Annotated in this window: 14 protein-coding genes; 8 read left to right on the top strand and 6 right to left on the bottom strand. The window is 36.3% G+C overall.

The genetic code is table 11. The features are described 5' to 3' along the window. Window positions 1-37: 37 nt before the first annotated feature. The gene (locus J7R05_RS03770) at window positions 38-1825 is read right to left on the bottom strand and encodes a glucan ABC transporter ATP-binding protein/ permease (RefSeq protein WP_208541259.1); all 1788 of its coding nucleotides are present in this window, start codon (window positions 1823-1825) and stop codon (window positions 38-40) included. A gap of 276 nt (window positions 1826-2101) precedes the next feature. On the opposite strand from J7R05_RS03770, the gene J7R05_RS03765 reads away from it, so the two are divergent. Continuing rightward, window positions 2102-3040, top strand: coding sequence for an RluA family pseudouridine synthase (locus J7R05_RS03765; RefSeq protein ID WP_208541338.1), 939 nt, complete (start codon window positions 2102-2104; stop codon window positions 3038-3040). A gap of 552 nt (window positions 3041-3592) precedes the next feature. After that, on the top strand, window positions 3593-4375 hold the full coding sequence (locus tag J7R05_RS03760; protein ID WP_208541258.1) for an ATP12 family chaperone protein: 783 nt from the start codon (window positions 3593-3595) through the stop codon (window positions 4373-4375). 42 nt (window positions 4376-4417) lie between these two features. Here J7R05_RS03760 and J7R05_RS03755 read toward each other — a convergent pair whose 3' ends face one another. From J7R05_RS03755 to uvrA, 4 genes are all read right to left on the bottom strand, one after another. Next, the gene (locus J7R05_RS03755) at window positions 4418-4963 is read right to left on the bottom strand and encodes a hypothetical protein (RefSeq protein ID WP_208541257.1); all 546 of its coding nucleotides are present in this window, start codon (window positions 4961-4963) and stop codon (window positions 4418-4420) included. Between the two features lie 152 nt (window positions 4964-5115). Then, on the bottom strand, window positions 5116-6525 hold the full coding sequence (gene glnA, locus J7R05_RS03750; protein WP_208541256.1) for a type I glutamate--ammonia ligase: 1410 nt from the start codon (window positions 6523-6525) through the stop codon (window positions 5116-5118). A 38-nt stretch (window positions 6526-6563) separates the two neighbouring features. Next, entirely contained in the window at window positions 6564-6902 is a 339-nt protein-coding gene (locus J7R05_RS03745) for a P-II family nitrogen regulator (protein WP_010703855.1), read from the bottom strand. Between the two features lie 278 nt (window positions 6903-7180). Continuing rightward, a complete protein-coding gene (uvrA, locus tag J7R05_RS03740; protein ID WP_208541255.1) occupies window positions 7181-10096 on the bottom strand; it encodes an excinuclease ABC subunit UvrA in 2916 nt (971 codons plus the stop codon). Between the two features lie 221 nt (window positions 10097-10317). On the opposite strand from uvrA, the gene ssb reads away from it, so the two are divergent. From ssb to tgt, 6 genes are all read left to right on the top strand, one after another. Further along, on the top strand, window positions 10318-10827 hold the full coding sequence (ssb, locus tag J7R05_RS03735) for a single-stranded DNA-binding protein (protein ID WP_208541254.1): 510 nt from the start codon (window positions 10318-10320) through the stop codon (window positions 10825-10827). Between the two features lie 518 nt (window positions 10828-11345). Then, window positions 11346-14129, top strand: a complete 2784-nt coding sequence (gene gyrA, locus J7R05_RS03730; protein ID WP_208541253.1) for a DNA gyrase subunit A — start codon at window positions 11346-11348, stop codon at window positions 14127-14129. 23 nt (window positions 14130-14152) lie between these two features. After that, on the top strand, window positions 14153-14659 hold the full coding sequence (coaD, locus tag J7R05_RS03725; RefSeq protein WP_007477123.1) for a pantetheine-phosphate adenylyltransferase: 507 nt from the start codon (window positions 14153-14155) through the stop codon (window positions 14657-14659). Window positions 14660-14661: 2 nt separating this feature from the next. After that, window positions 14662-15237 carry a peptidylprolyl isomerase gene (locus J7R05_RS03720; RefSeq protein ID WP_078690320.1) on the top strand — a complete coding sequence of 192 codons (576 nt, stop codon included), beginning with the start codon at window positions 14662-14664 and terminating at the stop codon, window positions 15235-15237. Window positions 15238-15254: 17 nt separating this feature from the next. Further along, window positions 15255-15767: a peptidylprolyl isomerase gene (locus J7R05_RS03715; RefSeq protein WP_208541252.1), complete on the top strand. Its 513-nt coding sequence runs from the start codon at window positions 15255-15257 to the stop codon at window positions 15765-15767. A 929-nt stretch (window positions 15768-16696) separates the two neighbouring features. Continuing rightward, on the top strand, window positions 16697-17821 hold the full coding sequence (gene tgt / locus J7R05_RS03710; RefSeq protein WP_208541337.1) for a tRNA guanosine(34) transglycosylase Tgt: 1125 nt from the start codon (window positions 16697-16699) through the stop codon (window positions 17819-17821). 903 nt (window positions 17822-18724) lie between these two features. Here the strand turns inward: tgt and J7R05_RS03705 are convergent. Beyond that, window positions 18725-19939 carry an NADP-dependent isocitrate dehydrogenase gene (locus J7R05_RS03705; protein WP_007477129.1) on the bottom strand — a complete coding sequence of 405 codons (1215 nt, stop codon included), beginning with the start codon at window positions 19937-19939 and terminating at the stop codon, window positions 18725-18727. Window positions 19940-20154 lie beyond the last annotated feature (215 nt).

Here is a 20154-nt window from a genome sequence, read left to right as displayed (position 1 = left end):
AAAGTTAGCATTTGAAGATATAGAAAAATAACTGATTTTACGATGCAATAGATTCATGTAGAGGAATTACATTTTTACCTTCTACTTTTATCATTGGTTGATCGTTTGTTAACCCGCCGGCTTTTAATAGTTTATAAAAACGTCCACCTTTTTTAGTCAATTCTTGAAAACTACCTTTTTCAATTAAGCGACCATGATCTAGAAAAAGTATGAGGTCAGCATTGCGGATTGTTGAAAGGCGATGCGCTATAATAAAAGTTGTACGATTTTGGCTTACGTAATCGATAGCGTCTTTAACGCGTGCTTCTGTTTCAATATCAAGAGCGCTGGTTGCTTCATCTAAAATGAGAATGGGTGCATTTTTTAAAACAGCACGTGCAATTGCTAATCGTTGCCTTTCTCCACCTGATAATTGGGAGCCCCGCTCGCCAACTAATGTATCATACTGATCGTTTTTATTCAAAATAAAGTCATGAGCAGCAGCTGTTTTTGCAGCTTTATAAAGTTCTTTATCTGTTGCAGTCGTTCTACCTATTGCAATGTTATCACGAATGCTACGGTTGAAAAGGCCAGCATCTTGAAATACTGTTGCAAGAGCTTTGCGTAAAGATTCACGGTTAATGGAGCGTATATCTATTCCATCAATTTTGATATGTCCAACTGTAGGGTCGTATACGCGTTGTAACAAATTGATTAATGTTGTTTTTCCAGCACCTGTTGGTCCTACAATGGCGACAGTTTGTCCTGTTTTGACTTCGAATGAAATGTCAAAAACACCTTGAGAAGAATTTGGAAATGCATAAGTCACGTGATGAAATTGAATCGCACCTTTAACATTTTGGAGAGAAGGAAGATTGTCGGGTTCTTTCATATTAAAAGTTGAGTCTTCCATTTCAAAGAATTCTTGTAATTTTGCTTGTGAGGATACGGCTAAATTAATAAAACCACTAATTTGATCAAGACGACCAATCATTAATTGAGCAAATCCGACGAAAGAGACGACTTCACCTACACTTAGTTGACCTTTTGTTACAAAAAAAGCACCAAGAAGAAATACACACACTATTGAAATGGTTGAAGCCATTCTATTTAAACCACTAGCAAGTGCCCACCAGTTTAGAACAGGGTTTTGTGCTTTAAGCAGATCACTGGTGTGTTGATGAAGCTCTGATGTTTCTTCTGCTATTCGGTTATAACTTTGTACAATTGAAACGTTAGAAATTGAATCACTGATATGTTTAAAAACACTATGATGATAACGTTCTACAGCAGCTTGTCCGTCTTTTGTTTTTTGCATCACTAAGCGTGCAATTAATACATAGATGATGGCAAGAACCACTAAGACTATTGAAAGGCGCCAGTTCATATTAAAAGCTATGGGCACTAGAACAAATAATGCGACAAAAGTAGAAAGGTGTTGGCGCATAAAATCAAGCCATATAGCTGACATGGAATCTGTAGCGCGCAATAGCGTATGAAGCGCATTAGAAGTTCCACGTTGTTGATGCCAAATTAATGGCATGGTAATGATACGCTCAAAAGATTCTGTTAAAACACTTAAACGTCGTCTGTGGACTAAGCGATCTGCGCCACGAGCTACAAGGATATAAGCAATAATATTAAAAACACCAAAACACACCCAGAGTGTGAGGTTAAAAATTATACCTGATTTATCTGCAATTGCATCAATGACGTGACCAAACAAGATAGGTTCTGCTATCGTAATGATAGCTAGTATAACATTAGCAGCACAGATTAAAAAAAATGCGCTTTTTTCTCTATCTAAATAAGAAAGAACACGCGCGTATGTTTTTAATAAAAGCATGGGATGTTATCTCCAATAGCTATTGCAGTCACAAAATTAGGATTACTAATTCTTTATGTAGTTGTTTTCTTTGAAGTAATGAAATTTATACAGAAAGAAAATGCAATTTTGGATACTGATTGTAATGCAATGTGATAAAGTCTAATTTTAAAAGAATGTAGTTTTTGCGTTTATAAAGACGAGAAAATACAATTGGTAAACAAAGAAATTGTATAGCAAGAGGGTCTGTTACAAGTGGGTGTAGAAATCAAAAGGGTTGAGGAAGGTGAAAGCGGAATGCGCTTGGATCGTTGGTTTAAGGTGCATTATCCAGGGCTTGCGTTTGGGTATCTACAAAAACTGCTGCGTTCTGGTCAGATACGCGTTGATGGCAGGCGTGTTAAAACTGATATACGTCTTGTTATAGGGCAGTCTATTCGTGTGCCGTTTTTATCTGTTGATAATAAGAAAAATCTTTCTGTAACGGATAAAACTATTCATGATCAAGACAAATTGGCCATTTTAGAAAAAATGCTTCTTTATAAAGATCCAAAAATCTTTGTATTAAACAAACCTGCAGGTTTGGCTGTACAAGGTGGCTCTGGTTTAACGTGCCATATTGATGGTATGCTTGAAGTATGGCGTAATAAAAAAGGAGAAAAACCACGGTTAGTTCATCGTCTTGATCGTGAGACATCAGGTGTACTTATTATTGCTCGATCAAGAGGGGCTGCACAAGCGTTGACTGCTGCTTTTCGAGCACGAGAAACGAAAAAAACTTATTGGGCGTTGGTACGGGGAGTGCCTAGAAAAAAGCAAGATAAAATTTCAACATGGATGGTAAAGGAAACAACTGCACAAGGTGATAAAATGCGTGTTTGTGAACATGGAGAACCAGATTCTAATCACGCGGTTTCTTACTATCGTGTTTTAGATACACGAGGGCGAGCTCTGTCTTGGTTAGAAATGGAGCCTTATACTGGCAGAACACATCAGCTACGTGTTCACGCAGCTTATATGGACCATCCAATTATTGGTGATTCAAAGTATTTTTTTTCTGACAATAATTGGGAATTACCTGGCGGCATTCAAAATCGTCTTCATCTTCATGCGCGCCGTATTCGTATTCCTCATCCTTCAGGAGGCATATTGGATATTATAGCTCCTTTACCACCCCATATGGTACAAAGTTTTAATCTTTTGGCTTTTAATGAAAATGATGGTGATACAGAGTAATAAAAAACTTCAGCTTAATTTTATAATTGTAGTAACGCAGTTTATTAGCAGTGTTTAATTACTTGTTATTACAAAAAGGCATTTGAAGAATTTGGTTATAAACTGCCAAATTATGAAGGATCGAAATATCACTAGAGTTTTATTTAATAAAAAACGATAGCAACTTTATGCTTTAAACTGTCAATAATGAAATGTAAGAAATAGCTGGATATCCTACCTTTTCTTGGTGTGCTGGTTGGGAAATTACGCTGTATTTTCAATTAGGTATATCAGTTTTATTATTTAATTGTTTTATTGGTAATGCAAACGGTTAATGATTACCTTCTTAATCATCCCCTTATAATTTTGTTTGAGTTTCATAGAGAGATTGGTATGAAAGTGAAAGAATGCTACGCTAAAAATTCAATCTTGGATATCAATAGTGAAATCAGCTAACTATAAGTACAATTGGTCTTTCCTAAGCTTGTCACATGGTATCTGATGTACGAGAAGTGTGTGGATTCTATTCTAGAAATTCAGTGGATTAATTGAACATATTAGAAGTAGAACAATATGCGTAAAATTTTAGATGATTTTAATATGCCGTTAGACGACGATAATCCTGTTTACAAAGTACAAAAGCTTTCATGTCAGCCACTACCTAAGCGATTTTATAAGGAAGTAAGTATTGCGCATGAAGAGGGAGGTTTTTCCATATTATTAGATGGAACCCCAGTAAAGACACCTGCGAGACGCTGTCTTCTCATGCCAACAGAAGCACTTGCTGCATTAGTAGCACAGGAATTTACTGTGCAAGAAGAGAGCATTGATCCCGGAAAAATGCCAATTACGCGTCTTGTTAACACTGTTGTTGATGGTATAGCCGATAATATGCAAATTATTTTTGAAGATTTATTGCGTTTTGTTGCGTGTGATATGATTTTTTATCGTGCACAAACACCAAAAGAACTTGTAGAACAACAATGTGAGCAATGGGATTTTTTACTTGATTGGGTAGAGGAAAAACTTGGTGCACGTTTTAATATAGCAGCAGGAGTTATGCATATTGAACAACCATGGGAAGCTATTCAAGCGGTGAGTAATTATTTACGCAAGATAGAATCCCCTTATATACTTGCTGCACTTCATGCAATGACTACTTTAACGGGCTCTGCCCTTATTGCTTTTGCTGTAGCTGAAAAGAAAATTAATTTGGATAATGCTTGGGATATTGCTCATTTAGATGAGAACTGGACGAAGAAACAATGGGGTGTTGATAAAGAAGCGATGACGCGGCGAGCTTACAAAAAGAGTGAATTTAATGCAGCAGCTGCAATCATTACTACTTGCAAATAAGTAGAACTTTCTTCTGCTCATACATAAACATGAAATTTCCAGTTACGATATTTTTATAATTTTCGTTGAATTAATTTTTATTTTTTCAAGTCCAGGGAAAGCTTCATTGATTATGTTTAGAGCTGTATCGTCATTGCCACGAATAAAATACCACTGATTATTTTCGAGAAGGGCAATAATCTCACTTTTAATATAACACTTTTTTCCACTATTTATCGTAATTGCGATTTCTAAAGGCATAACAAAATAAGGAATACCATTATCGAGTTTTCCTTCACGTTTTTGTGTTTGGTCGATTTTTACATTCTCGATTTTATAATTTTTTGCTAGCTGTTCTATTTGGCCTTTTATTATTTGTTGAAATTGTGCTTTATTAAGATGTTTTTTGATGGCCAAACTCTCAATAATTTTTGGGGGAATAGCATTTAAGATAGTATTTGAATCAATTTCTTTAAGTGCTTTATTATAAATGGAAATTTCCTTTTTTAGATTTATCAATTCTTCATCGGTTACTCCATTGGCTTGCACTGTTGATATAATAGAAGCAAGGCATAAAAAAATAAAAAAAGATCGATAAATCTGCAGCATTAAAAACCTTAATTATTGATTCGAAAGGATTCAATCTCTTTTATAAAGGAAAAATATCTCAATAAAAGGGTAGTAATGCTCTTTAGAAAAAAACATCACAAAAAATGGAGGCTGAAACCTCCATTTTTAGATTAAACAATATGACTTATTCTTTAAACAGAATAATACATATCAAATTCAATAGGATGCGGAGTCATTTCATAACGCAAGACTTCTTGCATTTTCAATTCAATGAAAGAATTGATTTGGTCGTCATCAAAAACATCTCCTGCTTTAAGAAAGCTACGATCTTTATCAAGAGCTTCAAGCGCTTCCCGCAAGCTACCTGAAACTGTAGGGATGTCTTTAAGTTCTTTAGGGGGCAGATCATAAAGATCTTTATCCATAGCTTGTCCAGGGTGAATTTTGTTTTTAATACCGTCAAGGCCAGCCATTAAGAGTGCTGAAAATGCTAGATATGGATTTGCTGTTAGATCTGGAAAACGGATTTCTACGCGTTTTGAATTTGGTGAAGAGCTGAATGGAATACGACAAGATGCCGAACGATTGCGTGCAGAATAAGCAAGAAGAACAGGTGCTTCAAACCCAGGAACTAAGCGCTTATAAGAATTAGTAGACGGGTTTGTGAAAGCGTTGATTGCTTTTGCATGTTTAATGATACCACCGATAAAAAATAAGCAGGTTTCTGATAATCCGGCGTATTCATTTCCTGCAAAGGTTGGTTTTCCATCTTTCCAAATTGATATGTGAACATGCATACCTGAACCATTATCACCAAAAATTGGTTTTGGCATAAAAGTCGCTGTTTTTCCATAACTGTTTGCAATTTGATGCACAGCGTATTTAAAAATTTGCATTTTATCAGCTTCTCGAACCAATGTATCGTATCGAATACCCAATTCGTGTTGAGCTGCAGCTACTTCATGATGATGTTTTTCAACATTTACGCCCATATCTTTTAGTGCAGTGAGCATTTCAGAACGCATGTCTTGACAAGAGTCAATAGGAGGAACTGGAAAATAACCACATTTCATACGTGGTCGGTGCCCGAGATTACCCATTTCATATTCAGTGTCATCATTTGATGGAAGTTCACTTGAATCAAGCTTAAAGCCTGTATTGTATGGGTCATTTTTATAACGTACGTCGTCAAAAATAAAAAATTCTGCTTCTGGGCCTATATTAACTGTATCACCTATGCTTAAGGATTTCATGTAAGCTTCTGCTCTTTTTGCGATGGAACGCGGATCTCTGCTATACAATTCTCCAGAAACAGGATCGAGTACGTCACAAAGTATAACTAAAGTAGACTGAGCAAAAAAAGGATCCATATGAGCTGTTTCTGGATCTGGCATCAACACCATATCAGATTCATTAATTGTTTTCCATCCAGCAATTGAAGAGCCATCAAACATGATGCCATCAGTAAATGTATCTTCACTGATTGCGGTAACATCTATTGTAACGTGATGTAATTTACCCCACGGGTCGGTGAAACGTAAATCAACAAAGCGTATGTCATTATCTGCAATCTGTTTAAGTATGTCTGATACGGTTGTCATATGCAATTTCCTTATTGGACTAAAAATTTTTGTAAATGTTAAAGAGCATCAATGCCAGATTCACCAGTACGAATACGAATAGCATCATCGATGGATGAAACAAATATTTTTCCATCGCCGCTATGTTTTGTTTGAGCTGCTTTACGTATTGCTTCAATAGCTTGTTCTAAAATTTCGTCTGCAATAACAACTTCAATTTTTACTTTAGGTAGAAAATCAACAACATATTGAGCACCACGGTAAAGTTCTGTATACTCCTCCTGATTGCCAAAACCTTTTGCTTCTGTTACAGTAATTTCTTGTAAGCCAACTTTTTGAAGTGCTTCTTTCACTTCATCCAGTTTAAAAGGTTTTATAATAGCTTCAATTTTTTTCATGCTGAAATGATCTCCAACGTTATTTTATCTTTTTAGGCTACTATACATTATATTGGCAAGCACGAGATGTGCCAACAAATAGTTTCTGTACGAAAAAATCAAAAATAATATAATTGTGTGTTTTTTGGCAAACAATTCCAACATAACATATGAAATAAAATATTATTGTATTATAGTATAAAACGGCTTGTGAAGAATAAAAACGGTACAATTATGAGTTACAAACCTTATTTTTATACATCAACATCATTGGGTGCGTAAATTATTTTCGACTTATTTTAAGAGTCTGAATTATGCAAAGGTCGGCGTAACAAAAGCTCTTTTAAAAATTTCCCAGTATAGGATTCAGGAATATTTATAATATCTTCAGGGCGACCAATTGCAACAATTTGACCACCACCATCTCCACCTTCTGGTCCTAGATCAATAATCCAATCAGCTGTCTTAATGACTTCAAGATTATGCTCGATAACTACAACTGTATTGCCTTGCTCGACGAGTTCATGCAAAACTTCAAGAAGTTTTGCAACATCATGGAAATGTAAACCAGTTGTTGGTTCGTCTAAAATATAGAGTGTGCGACCTGTTGTTTTGCGTGAAAGTTCTTTGGCAAGTTTTACGCGTTGAGCTTCACCACCAGAAAGCGTTGTAGCTTGCTGCCCAACTTTGATATAGCCAAGGCCAGTTTTGACAAGAGTCTTCATTGTGTTGTGAATAGCAGGGACAGCTTGGAAAAATTTTTCAGCCTTTTCGACTGTCATATCAAGTACGTCAGCAATGGATTTTCCTTTAAATTTTACTTCTAGCGTTTCTCTATTATAGCGTTTTCCTTGGCATATATCACATGTAACATAAATATCAGGTAAAAAGTGCATTTCAATTTTAATAACACCATCGCCTTGGCATGCTTCACAACGCCCCCCTTTGACATTAAATGAAAAACGTCCTGCTTGATAACCACGAGCTTTTGATTCAGGAAGTTCGGCAAACCAATCGCGGATTGCGGTAAAAGCACCAGTATAAGTTGCTGGATTAGAGCGTGGGGTGCGCCCAATAGGTGATTGATTAATATCAATGACCTTATCAAGCAATTCTAGTCCTTCAATTTTGGTATAGGGTGCTGGATTTTGATGACTTCCCATAATGTGGCGCGATGCAGCTTTAAACAGAGTTTCAATGAGAAATGTTGATTTTCCTCCACCTGAAACACCAGTTACGCAAGTGAAGGTTCCAAGAGGGATGTCGGCATTGATATTTTTAAGGTTATTACCTTGAGCACCAATCACTTTGAGTACTTTTGATTTTGATATTTTACGTCGCTCGGCGGGCATAGTAACTGCCATTTTTCCTGAAAGATATTGGCCTGTAAGCGAGGATGGATTGTTCATAATTTCCTGCGGTGTACCTTGAGCAATAACTTCTCCACCGTGAACACCTGCAGCAGGGCCAATATCCACTACATAATCTGCGGTAAGAATGGCATCTTCATCATGTTCAACAACGATAACTGTATTGCCAAGATCACGTAAATGGCACAGCGTTTTTAGAAGAAGTCCATTATCGCGTTGGTGTAAGCCAATAGATGGTTCATCTAAGACATAAAGAACACCTGTGAGACCAGAACCAATTTGAGATGCTAGCCGAATACGTTGACTTTCTCCACCTGAAAGTGTTCCTGAATTTCGAGATAAGGTAAGATATTCAAGTCCCACATGATTTAAAAATTCTAAACGTTTACGGATTTCTTTTAAAATACGCGCTGCAATACTACGTTGTTTTTTATTAAGATATTGATCAATATTAGCAAACCAATCATTTGCTTTTAGAATAGAGAGTTCTGATACTTGCCCAATGTGCATTTCGTGAATTTTAACACAGAGTGCTTCTGGTTTTAACCGATAACCATTACAAGCTCGGCAAGGTGAAGAAGACATGTAATATTCGATTTCTTTATATGAACCAGCAGAATCGGTTTCTTTCCATTGCCGTTCCATATTTGGAATAACGCCTTCAAAATATTGGGTTGTTGTGTTAGAGTAGCCTTCATCTTCATGGATAAGGGGGATTTCTTTTGTTTTTGTACCATATAAAATAGCACGCCTGGCTTCATCTGAAAGATCACACCATTTATCTGTGAGTTTAAATTCATAGGCTTTGCTTAACGCTTTTAGTATTTGGTTATGGTAAGGTGAGGGTGATTTAAACCAAGGGGCAATAGCTCCAGATTTTAAAGTAAGATTTTCATTGGGTACAATTTTTGCTGGGTCGATTGTTTTTTGAATGCCAAGCCCATCACAAGTGGGACAAGCACCAAAAGGATTGTTGAATGAAAAAAGACGTGGCTCAATTTCAGGAATAGAGAATCCAGATACAGGGCAGGCGAATTTTTCTGAGAAAATGAGTCGTTTATGTGTTTCATTTTTTGATTTATTGGCAGATTCCTCTGAGGTTTCCTTTATTGTCAAAGGTTGATCTGCCATTTCAGCAATCGCAAGTCCATTTGCAAGCTGCAGACAGGTTTCTATACTATCAGCCAAACGAGAAGTAATATCATGACGCACAACAAGGCGGTCTACCACTACATCTATATCATGTTTGTATTTTTTGTTAAGAGGAGGGATATCAGGAATTTCATAGAATTTGCCATCAACTTTGGCGCGTTGAAATCCTTTTCTTAAAAGTTCTGCTAGCTCTTTTTTATATTCACCTTTTCTTCCTCGCACTAAAGGCGCCATAATAAAAATCCGCGTACCCTCTGGTAAGGCCATAATTTGGTCAACCATTTGGCTGATTGTTTGATTTTCAATAGGAAGGCCTGTAGCAGGTGAATAAGGAATACCGATACGAGCAAAGAGAAGGCGCATATAATCGTAAATTTCAGTTACAGTACCAACTGTTGAACGAGGATTGCGACTAGTGGTTTTTTGTTCAATAGAGATAGCAGGGGAGAGACCATCTATTTGATCAACATCTGGCTTTTGCATCATTTCCAAAAACTGGCGTGCATAGGCAGAAAGGCTTTCAACATAACGACGTTGGCCCTCGGCGTAAATTGTATCAAAAGCTAAGGATGATTTACCTGAGCCAGACAGCCCTGTTATAATAATTAATTTATTGCGAGGGAGGTCAAGATCGATGTTTTTAAGGTTATGTTCACGTGCGCCGCGAATAGAAATATATTTTTGGTGAGACATGCTGATCCTTGGCGTATGAACAAAAATTTTACACTATTATGTGAAATAAGGCCTTTTCTTTGAAATTACAATGTGTTCCATTATTATAATGGGAAAGAAGAGTGTAAATTCTTTTGGAAAAAGGAGTAAAGACACAGCTTTTTTCCTTTATGATGAACTAAGCTATATGTTTTTATTATCTTTTACTATATAAAGTGGTTTAAAATTTTGGAGTTTGTATAATGGCTGGTAGCCTTAATAAAGTTATTTTGATCGGTAACCTTGGTGCTGATCCTGAAATCCGTCGTTTGAACTCTGGTGATCAAGTGGCAAATCTACGTATTGCCACCTCGGAAAGCTGGCGTGACCGTAATACGAATGAACGTAAAGAACGCACTGAGTGGCATAGTATTGTTATTTTTAATGAAAACCTTGTAAAGATTGCGGAGCAATATCTAAAAAAAGGTAATAAAATTTATATTGAAGGTCAATTGCAAACGCGCAAATGGCAAGATCAAAATGGTAATGATCGTTATACGACAGAGATTGTTTTACAAAAATATCGTGGTGAATTACAAATGCTTGAAGGCCGTGGCACTATGGATGGTGGTGAGAGAATGCAAGACACAAGTCCGTTAGGCGGTGGTGACTTTGGTGATAGTAGTTTTGATCGCAAAGAGGATTTTAGTCAGAACAGTAATTATTTGGAAGGGAATTTCTCACACCAATTGGATGATGATGTGCCGTTTTGATAATCTATGAAATGATTTATTATTGCTTTTTCATTTTCAAGTAAGAAGGGTAAATTTCTAATTTGAAGCTTATTTTCTTATAAGAAAAATAGAAAAATTTATTTTGTATCATGCAGTTAGACTGATCAGTAAATGTAGTAGAAGATATTGTGATAGGTTATAACATAAGGTGCTTGTGTCGTGCCCTCATGTCAAAAAGTATGTAAGTAGACTGAAGATGATGAAGATTGTTGTAAAGGCAATGGTCTATTTTTAAAATCTTTATTTTAGTGTTTTTATTGAAAAGATTGCTTAAAATACGCGGGGAATTTGAAGAGATTCATTGGGTATTGTTTATTTCGTTTTTTAACTCAGGGGAGTGAGTTATATTCATTTTATTTCTGATTTTTCATATAAACAAATAATATGTTGGAAATTATTGTTCAATTCTCACTCTCTTGTGGGCAGGGGAGTTAGCATTTTAAAATATTTTTCGATATAAACGATCAAAATGATTCTTTTTTGAAAGTATTGAAACTGTGACCGATCTTACTCCACTGACAGAACGTGATGTGCTGACCGGTATTGAGCCAGTTAGTATTATTGAAGAAATGCAACGCTCTTATCTCGATTATGCGATGAGCGTGATTGTGTCACGTGCATTACCTGATGTGCGTGATGGATTAAAACCTGTTCATCGTCGTATTCTTCATGCGATGAATGAAATGGGCCTTTCTTTTAACAAATCTTATCGCAAATCAGCGGGTGTTATCGGTGAAGTGATGGGGAAATTTCATCCCCACGGTGATGCTTCGATTTATGATGCATTAGTGCGTATGGCACAGGATTTTTCTTTGCGAAATCCGTTGATTGACGGGCAAGGAAATTTTGGTTCCATTGATGGTGATCCACCTGCAGCGATGCGTTATACAGAATGTCGTTTAGAGAAAATTTCAGAAGAACTTTTAACTGATATTGATAAGGATACTGTTGATTTTCAAGATAATTATGATGGGCGTGAACGTGAGCCTATGGTTTTACCGGCACGTTTTCCTAACCTTTTGGTAAATGGATCGGGTGGTATTGCTGTAGGAATGGCGACCAATATTCCTCCACATAATCTTGGTGAAGTTGTTGATGGGTGTATCGCTTTAATTGATGACCCCAGTATAACACTAGATGAGATGATTAAAATCATTCCTGGTCCTGATTTTCCTACAGGGGGTATTATTCTTGGCAGTTCGGGTATTCGTTCAGCGTATGAAACGGGGCGGGGTTCAATTATTATGCGTGCTAAAGTCGATATCGAAGAAATTCGTAATAATCGGCAGGCAATTATCGTAAGCGAGATACCTTACCAGATTAATAAAGCTACAATGATTGAAAAGATAGCTGAATTAGTTCGTGATAAGCGCATTGATGGAGTTTCTGATTTACGTGATGAATCTGATCGTGATGGGTATCGGGTTGTTATTGAGCTTAAGAGAGAAGCTGTTGCGGATGTTGTTTTGAATCAACTGTATCGTTATACGCCGCTGCAGGCCTCTTTTGGTTGTAATATGGTTGCGTTGAATGGCGGCAAACCTGAGCAGATGACGTTGCTTGATATACTCCGTGCATTTGTTTCTTTCCGTGAAGAAGTGGTGAGTCGGAGAACAAAATATCTTTTACGTAGAGCGCGTGAGCGTGCGCATGTTTTAGTTGGGCTTGCTATTGCTGTTGCTAATATTGATGAAATTATAGCATTAATTCGCAAAGCATCTGATCCACAAATAGCGCGCGCGCAATTAATGGAGCGGCGTTGGTTGGCTGTTGATATAGCACCTTTAATTAAGCTTATTGATGATCCTCGTCATATTATCCATGAGGATAATACATATCATTTATCGGAAGAACAGGCGCGAGCTATTCTAGAGCTGCGTTTGCAAAGGTTAACAGCACTTGGTCGCGATGAGATTGCTGATGAATTAAATAAAATTGGTGTAGATATTACCGATTATCTCGATATTTTGGCATCGCGTTCACGAATTATGGGTATTGTTAAAGATGAACTAAACGCTCTTCGTGAAGTATTTGCAACTCCTCGGCGCACTGTTTTTGGTTTCGGTAGTGCGGATATGGATAGTGAAGATCTGATCGCACCAGAAGAAATGGTGGTGACGGTTAGTCATAGTGGCTATATTAAACGTGTGCCTTTAAATACGTACCGTGCCCAACGTCGTGGAGGTAAAGGGCGTTCTGGTATGGCTACAAAAGATGAGGATTTTGTAACTCGTTTATTTGTAGCTAATACACATACACCGGTCCTTTTCTTTTCATCACGTGGAATTGTTTATAAAGAAAAAGTTTGGCGTTTGCCTATTGGTACGCCGCAATCGCGTGGGCGAGCTTTAATTAATATGCTGCCCTTGCAACAAGGTGAGCGTATAACAACAATTATGCCTTTACCAGATGATGAGGAAGATTGGGGCAAACTTGATGTTATGTTTGCAACAATGCGTGGGACTGTACGTCGCAATAAATTATCAGATTTTGTTCAAGTTAATCGTAATGGTAAAATTGCAATGAAATTTGGTGAAGAAGGAGATGAGATTCTTTCCGTAGAGACCTGTACAGAGTATGATGATGTTGTCCTTACAACGGCGAATGGACAATGTATTCGTTTTCCTGTGAGTGATGTTCGTGTGTTTGTTGGGCGTCATTCAATGGGGGTACGTGGTATCAACATGGGTGATAGTGATAAAGTCATTTCTATGACTATTTTAAAGCATATTGAAGCTACGTCGACTGAGCGTTCTGCCTATATTAAACGTGTGATCAGTGAACGGCGTGCAGCTGGTGCAGATGATGAAGATATTGTCATTGGTGATGAAGAGTCAGAAGCAACCATAACAGAATTAACAGATGAACGTTATATGGAACTTAGTGCCCATGAACAAATGCTCTTAACAGTTAGTGAGTTTGGTTATGGGAAACGGTCTTCCTCTTATGATTTTCGTATTTCAGGACGTGGCGGAAAAGGGATTCGCGCAACCGACCCATCCAAAACAGCTGAAATTGGTAAGTTAGTGGTAGCCTTTCCGGTGGAAGCACAAGATCAAATTATGCTTGTCTCAGATAAAGGGCAGCTTATTCGTGTTCCTGTTAATGGTATTCGCATAGCTGGTCGTTCAACCAAGGGGGTAACGATCTTTAATACAGCAAAAGGTGAGAAGGTTGTATCGGTTGAGCGTATTTCTGAGCCTGAAGTTAATGCTAGCGAACCAGATGAGGAAGAAAGTGAGCAGCATTGCAATGCGGTTGATACGAGCGACGAAATATAATTGTGAAAACATTGGAGTAAATGATGACCATTGCTCTTTATGCAGGTTCTTTTGATCCTATTACAAATGGTCACCTTGATGTTTTGCAAGGCAGTTTATTATTGGCTGATGAAGTGGTGGTGGCTATTGGTATACAAAGTGGAAAACAATCACTTTTTAGTTTTGAAGAGCGTGTTGATTTAATTACACAAGTCGGGAAAGACTTATTAAATATAGGTCCTGATCGACTGCGAGTTATTGCGTTTGATAATCTTTTAATTAATAAGGCGCGTGAAATTCAAGCTTCGTTTCTTATTCGTGGTTTGCGTGATGGTACTGATCTCGATTACGAAATGCAAATGGCAGGGATGAATAAGATTATGGCTCCTGAATTACAAACTGTTTTTTTACCGGCAAGCGTTTCTAGTCGCCCAATAACTTCTACATTAGTGCGCCAGATTGCTGCTATGGGGGGGGATGTTATGCCTTTTGTTCCTCAAAATGTTGCACAAGCTTTATGTTTAAAATTTAAATCCTTGAAGGAAAAATGATTGTGTATATTAGAATTTTTGCCATTTTAACATGTATTGTTCATCTTTTTTCATTTAATGCTTTAGCAAATGAGCATAATACCCTTGTTTTATCTCTTAAAAATGGTGATATTGTTATTCGGTTGCGTCCTGATCTTGCACCAAAACATGTTGCTAGAATCAAGCAATTAACACAAGAGGGTGCTTATAATAATGTCGTATTTCATCGTGTGATCCCTGGTTTTATGGCACAGACAGGCGATGTAAAATTTGGAAAAAAAGATAGTACTGATTTTGACCTTAAGCGTGTTGGTATGGGTGGTTCAGATTATCCTAATTTAGTGGCAGAGTTTTCAAAACAGCCATTCAAGCGTGGTACTGTTGGTATGGCACGTTCACAAGATCCTCATTCAGCAAATTCTCAATTTTTCATCTGTTTTGATGATGCTACTTTTTTAAATGAACAGTATACTGTTGTTGGGGAAGTTGTAAAAGGAATGGATGTTGTCGATAAAATTAAAAAGGGCACTGTAAGTAACAATGGATCTGTAACAAATCCTGATGTTATTGATACTGCTCATTTGCAACGTAATCAATAAATCAAAGGAATAATTATATGGCTGAGATAAAAGACCCAGAAAATACATTAATTCTTGAAACAACAAAAGGCAATGTAGTGATTGAGTTGTTTGCTGATTTAGCTCCTGGTCATGTGGTACGTATTAAAGAGTTAGTGCGTGAAGGTGCTTATGATAATGTTGTTTTTCATCGTGTTATTGATGGCTTTATGGCTCAAACTGGTGATGTGAAGTTTGGAAAAAAAGATAGTGAGAAATTCGATTCATCACGTGTGGGTATGGGGGGGTCAGATAAGCCTGATTTGAAGGCAGAGTTTTCAAATATTTCTCATAAACGTGGTACAGTTTCTATGGCACGCAGCCAGAATCCAAATTCTGCTAATTCGCAGTTTTTTATTTGCTTTGAAGATGCTCCTTGGCTTGATCGTCAATATTCTATATGGGGGCAGGTTATGGAAGGTATGGAAAATGTTGATAAGATCAAGCGTGGTGAGCCTGTTGTAGAGCCTGATGCGATTATCAAAGCCAGAATTGCTGCAGATACAAAGTAGTATTAGAATATTGTGCAGATAATTTCTGTTTACAGTTTAATTTGGAATTTTGTTGAAGTTGGTGTGAACTGTGTATTTTGGTGTAAATAGAATTTTTCAATTTTGAAGTTTCGAAATAACAAGCCTTATTGAAATTGGCTTTTTTACATCAGAATACACGGTTGCTTTATATTATGTTTTTCAAAACAAATATTACAATATTTTTATGTTTATATTTTTCTAAGTTTTTTAGTGAAAAAAATGCACCAGTTTTCATGAAGTAAAATATTATTCCGGTATAACTGCAAAGTATTTATTTTTGTTTTGGTTCTGTTACTCCAATTTATTCGAGTAAAATATTATTTCTGTCTTAATTTGTTGTGTTTTAAATGTTGAAAAAGGAAGAGATGCTAAAACTATTTTTATTTGTAAAATAAAGTAGCAACCCAGATTATCAGTTTATATTTTAGCAAGAAATTTCACGGTAGGCTTTAAAGTTATAAAATAGAGCACTATTTTGTTTCATAATGTAGAAGCTGTGTAATTTTTACTTTGAACGTAACAAGTATACGTGATCATAAAATGGATTGAGACAAATTGATTATATTCATACTAAAATTGTTCAAGCATTTATGGCACTAAACACATAAAAATAAAGTCATTTGTTATCAAAATACAATACTTAAGGTTATTTAAGACTGTAGTGGATAACTGTTAGTGTTTTAAGGTATATAATCCAGACACTGCAGATATTTTTATTCGTCTGGCTGTTTTTAGTATGTTGATTGTTTGATAATAAATTCTCATTTATTTTGTTAAACTCTCTTAAGGCTGATTTCAGTGTTTAGTAGAGTCAAATCATTTATAGCGCTTATAATAATGCGATCAAAAAAGGAATTATGTTTGGTTGCTAGGCGATATGAATTTGTTTAATCAAAAAGACGAAAATGATGATTAAGACGTTTCACTATAACAAAATCGCTCAAGATGGACAGGCCCGTTTGGGTGAAATTATAACAAGACGTGGACATATTCGCACACCCGCATTCATGCCCGTTGGAACGGTAGGAACCGTTAAGGCTATGTATATGGATCAGCTACGTGATCTTGGGGCAGATGTTATTTTGGGTAATACTTATCATTTAATGTTGCGGCCTGGGGCTGAGAGGGTTGCACGTTTAGGAGGCTTACATGAATTTGCACGTTGGCCTGAACCTATTTTAACGGATTCTGGTGGTTTTCAAGTTATGTCCCTTTCAGGGATTTGTAAAATTACAGAGAAATGTGTGATTTTTCGCTCTCATATTAATGGAGCGTATTATGAAATGAGTCCAGAACGTTCTATTGAAATCCAAGGACTGCTTGATTCTGACATTCAAATGCAGCTTGATCAATGTATTGCATTACCTGCAAGTGAGAAAGAAATAGAAGCTGCTATGGAGCTTTCATTGCGTTGGGCACAGCGTTGTAAGACAGCTTTTGGTAACCAACCAGATAAAGCGATGTTTGGTATTATTCAAGGCGGTGATAATATGAAGTTGCGTGAACGTTCTGTTCGAGCATTGAAAGAGATGGATTTGAAGGGCTACGCTATTGGAGGACTTGCAGTTGGTGAAACTCAAGATATTATGATGGCGGTATTGGATGCTACTTGTTCTCTTTTGCCAGAAAATAAACCACGCTATCTCATGGGAGTGGGCACTCCAGATGATATTTTAAAAAGTGTCGCTCGAGGTATTGATATGTTTGATTGTGTTTTACCAACGCGTGCTGGGCGTCATGGTTTAGCTTTTACCCGCTTTGGTAGAATAAATTTGCGCAATGCACGTTATGCAGAAGATTCTCGCCCTCTTGATCCACAATCGCCTTGCCCTGCTGCACGTGATTATAGTCGTGCTTATTTGCACCATTTAGTCAAATCTAATGAAGCTCTTGGTGGCATGTTGTTAACTTGGAATAATCTTTCTTATTATCAACAGCTTATGCAAGGTATTCGTACTTCCATTAAAGCAGGATGTTATGCTGATTTTTGTGCAGAAACAAGTGCCTTATGGGAGCAAAGCAAAAGGCATTAGCACATTAAGTATGTGTCTATTTTTGACGGTATTTGAGTTGTTTTTCATTGTGTTAAGTTTATCTTCTCATGAAGAGAGTTTTTCTTAACAGTTTTGATTGACGAGAGTAACTTTTTTGAAAAATATAAAACTGCGCTATCATAAAAAATGAATTGCGCAGTTTTATTGAAACATTTTCTCTGTAGTGTCAATTTAACAGAGATTATTGCTCCGATACGCATTACCTGATCCGGAGAAAAACAGTTTATTTTCTGTTTCTGGATAACTTTTTAGATTAACAATGTTAATTACAGGTTAGTGATTTCTTAAAGAAGTATGAAAATTGCATTTTTTATACAAGATTTTTAAATTCTCAGCCATATTATTATTAGCATGGTGCTGTTTATTATGTTCCAACCAATATTATGAACACTCGTTTTTTGTTTTACTTAATTTGGTGTTACAGTTTGTAAGCAGTTGCTTGTGTAACATTTATTTTAAAATTATGACTATGGTTGATTTAAATGCTGAAAAATAGCATCTGAAAGCTTGTTAATAGTATTACACTTGTTTTGACGATTACGATTATTATTCAAGCTAATACAACTTAGATTGGATGAGCTTGCGAGGGGGAAGGTAAGCTACTTTATTTTTGTGACTGTTGTTGTTTTATGGGTTTGATAATAAAAGCTATTGAATAAATAGATTTGATAAATACTTCAAAGTATCTCTTTTTTGCAATATTCACATTAGAAAATGTGCATATATTAATATTAACAGTATCAATATTTATTCTTATGAAACAGTATGTTTCATTATTTTTTGCATCGAGAAAGAAATTGCTTGTTTCACTTAGAATACAGTTCTTTAATTTTGCAAAAACCCCAAGCTCTCCTTTCGCAGAGCTTGAGGATTTTAATTATATTAATTAGCCATTTCTTTTTTTAGATTTGCATCAATTTTATCGAGAAATCCTGTTGTAGAAAGCCATTTTTGTTCTGGTCCGATCAAAAGTGCAAGATCTTTTGTCATAAAACCTTCTTCAACAGTGTGGACACAAACTTTTTCTAATGTAACGGCAAAGTTTTTCAACTTCTCATTGTTGTCAAGTTTTGCACGATGAATCAGACCACGTGTCCATGCAAAAATAGAGGCGATAGAATTTGTTGATGTTTCTTCACCTTTCTGATGCTGACGGTAATGACGTGTTACTGTACCATGCGCAGCTTCTGCTTCAACAATTTTACCGTCTGGTGTCATAAGAACGGAAGTCATAAGACCAAGGGAACCAAAACCTTGAGCAACGATGTCTGATTGAACGTCACCATCATAGTTTTTACATGCCCAAACATATCCACCTGACCATTTGAGTGCTGAAGCAACCATATCATCAATTAAGCGATGCTCATAATGTAATTTGCGGCTTTCAAATTCAGTTTTAAATTCTGTATCGAATATTTCTTGAAAGATATCTTTGAAACGACCATCATAGGCTTTTAAAATAGTATTTTTTGTCGAAAGATAAACTGGAACATTTCGTTGTAGGCCGTAATTGAAAGATGCGCGTGCAAAGTCGCGGATTGATTCATCAATATTGTACATGGCCATAGCAACCCCTGCGCTTGGGGCATCAAAAACATCGTGTTCTATAATCTGACCATCATCACCAACAAATTTGATACTTAGCTTCCCTTTACCAGGGAATTTAAAATCAGTTGCTTTATATTGATCACCAAAAGCATGGCGCCCAATAATAATAGGTTTTGTCCAGCTAGGAACGAGGCGTGGGACATTTTTACAGATAATGGGCTCACGAAAAATGACCCCTCCTAAAATGTTACGGATTGTGCCATTTGGCGACTTCCACATTTTTTTTAAGTTAAATTCTTTAACACGTGATTCATCAGGAGTAATAGTTGCACATTTTACACCAACCCCATATTGTTTAATAGCATTGGCAGAATCAATAGTAACTTGATCATTGGTTTCATCTCGGTTTTTGATGGAAAGATCATAATATTTAAGATTAATATCGAGATAAGGGTGGATCAATTTGTCTTTTATATGCTTCCAAATAATACGGGTCATTTCATCACCGTCGATTTCAACGACGGGATTTTCTACTTTGATCTTTTCCATTAGAAGTCCTTTTTCATTTAAGTAATATTATCTTCTATAGCACTTTCAAGTCTATGATGAAAAGTAAAAATAAGTGATAATGGAAGAGTATTAAATTTCATAAGCAAAGAGTTATTGAATATATCAATAAGCTGTTTTGTGATTTTTATTTTTAAAAATAAAATTATAATGGATAAAAATAAACTTTATGAAATAACCTTTGTTTTTTCTGTATT

Origin of the sequence: Bartonella capreoli, from assembly GCF_902813205.1 — a bacterium.
Taxonomy (GTDB): Bacteria; Pseudomonadota; Alphaproteobacteria; order Rhizobiales; family Rhizobiaceae; genus Bartonella; species Bartonella schoenbuchensis.
This window is presented reverse-complemented; position numbering and strand designations above follow the sequence as displayed.

Bases quoted from the DNA above. Each gene is read 5' to 3' on its own strand.
- J7R05_RS03765 (WP_208541338.1), top strand. From the start codon at position 2,102: ATGCGCTTGGATCGTTGGTTTAAGGTGCATTATCCAGGGCTTGCGTTT.
- ssb (WP_208541254.1), top strand. From the start codon at position 10,318: ATGGCTGGTAGCCTTAATAAAGTTATTTTGATCGGTAACCTTGGTGCT.
- J7R05_RS03755 (WP_208541257.1), bottom strand. From the start codon at position 4,963: ATGCTGCAGATTTATCGATCTTTTTTTATTTTTTTATGCCTTGCTTCT.
- J7R05_RS03715 (WP_208541252.1), top strand. From the start codon at position 15,255: ATGGCTGAGATAAAAGACCCAGAAAATACATTAATTCTTGAAACAACA.
- tgt (WP_208541337.1), top strand. From the start codon at position 16,697: ATGATTAAGACGTTTCACTATAACAAAATCGCTCAAGATGGACAGGCC.
- J7R05_RS03705 (WP_007477129.1), bottom strand. From the start codon at position 19,939: ATGGAAAAGATCAAAGTAGAAAATCCCGTCGTTGAAATCGACGGTGAT.
- J7R05_RS03760 (WP_208541258.1), top strand. From the start codon at position 3,593: ATGCGTAAAATTTTAGATGATTTTAATATGCCGTTAGACGACGATAAT.
- glnA (WP_208541256.1), bottom strand. From the start codon at position 6,525: ATGACAACCGTATCAGACATACTTAAACAGATTGCAGATAATGACATA.
- uvrA (WP_208541255.1), bottom strand. From the start codon at position 10,096: ATGTCTCACCAAAAATATATTTCTATTCGCGGCGCACGTGAACATAAC.
- J7R05_RS03745 (WP_010703855.1), bottom strand. From the start codon at position 6,902: ATGAAAAAAATTGAAGCTATTATAAAACCTTTTAAACTGGATGAAGTG.
- J7R05_RS03770 (WP_208541259.1), bottom strand. From the start codon at position 1,825: ATGCTTTTATTAAAAACATACGCGCGTGTTCTTTCTTATTTAGATAGA.
- coaD (WP_007477123.1), top strand. From the start codon at position 14,153: ATGACCATTGCTCTTTATGCAGGTTCTTTTGATCCTATTACAAATGGT.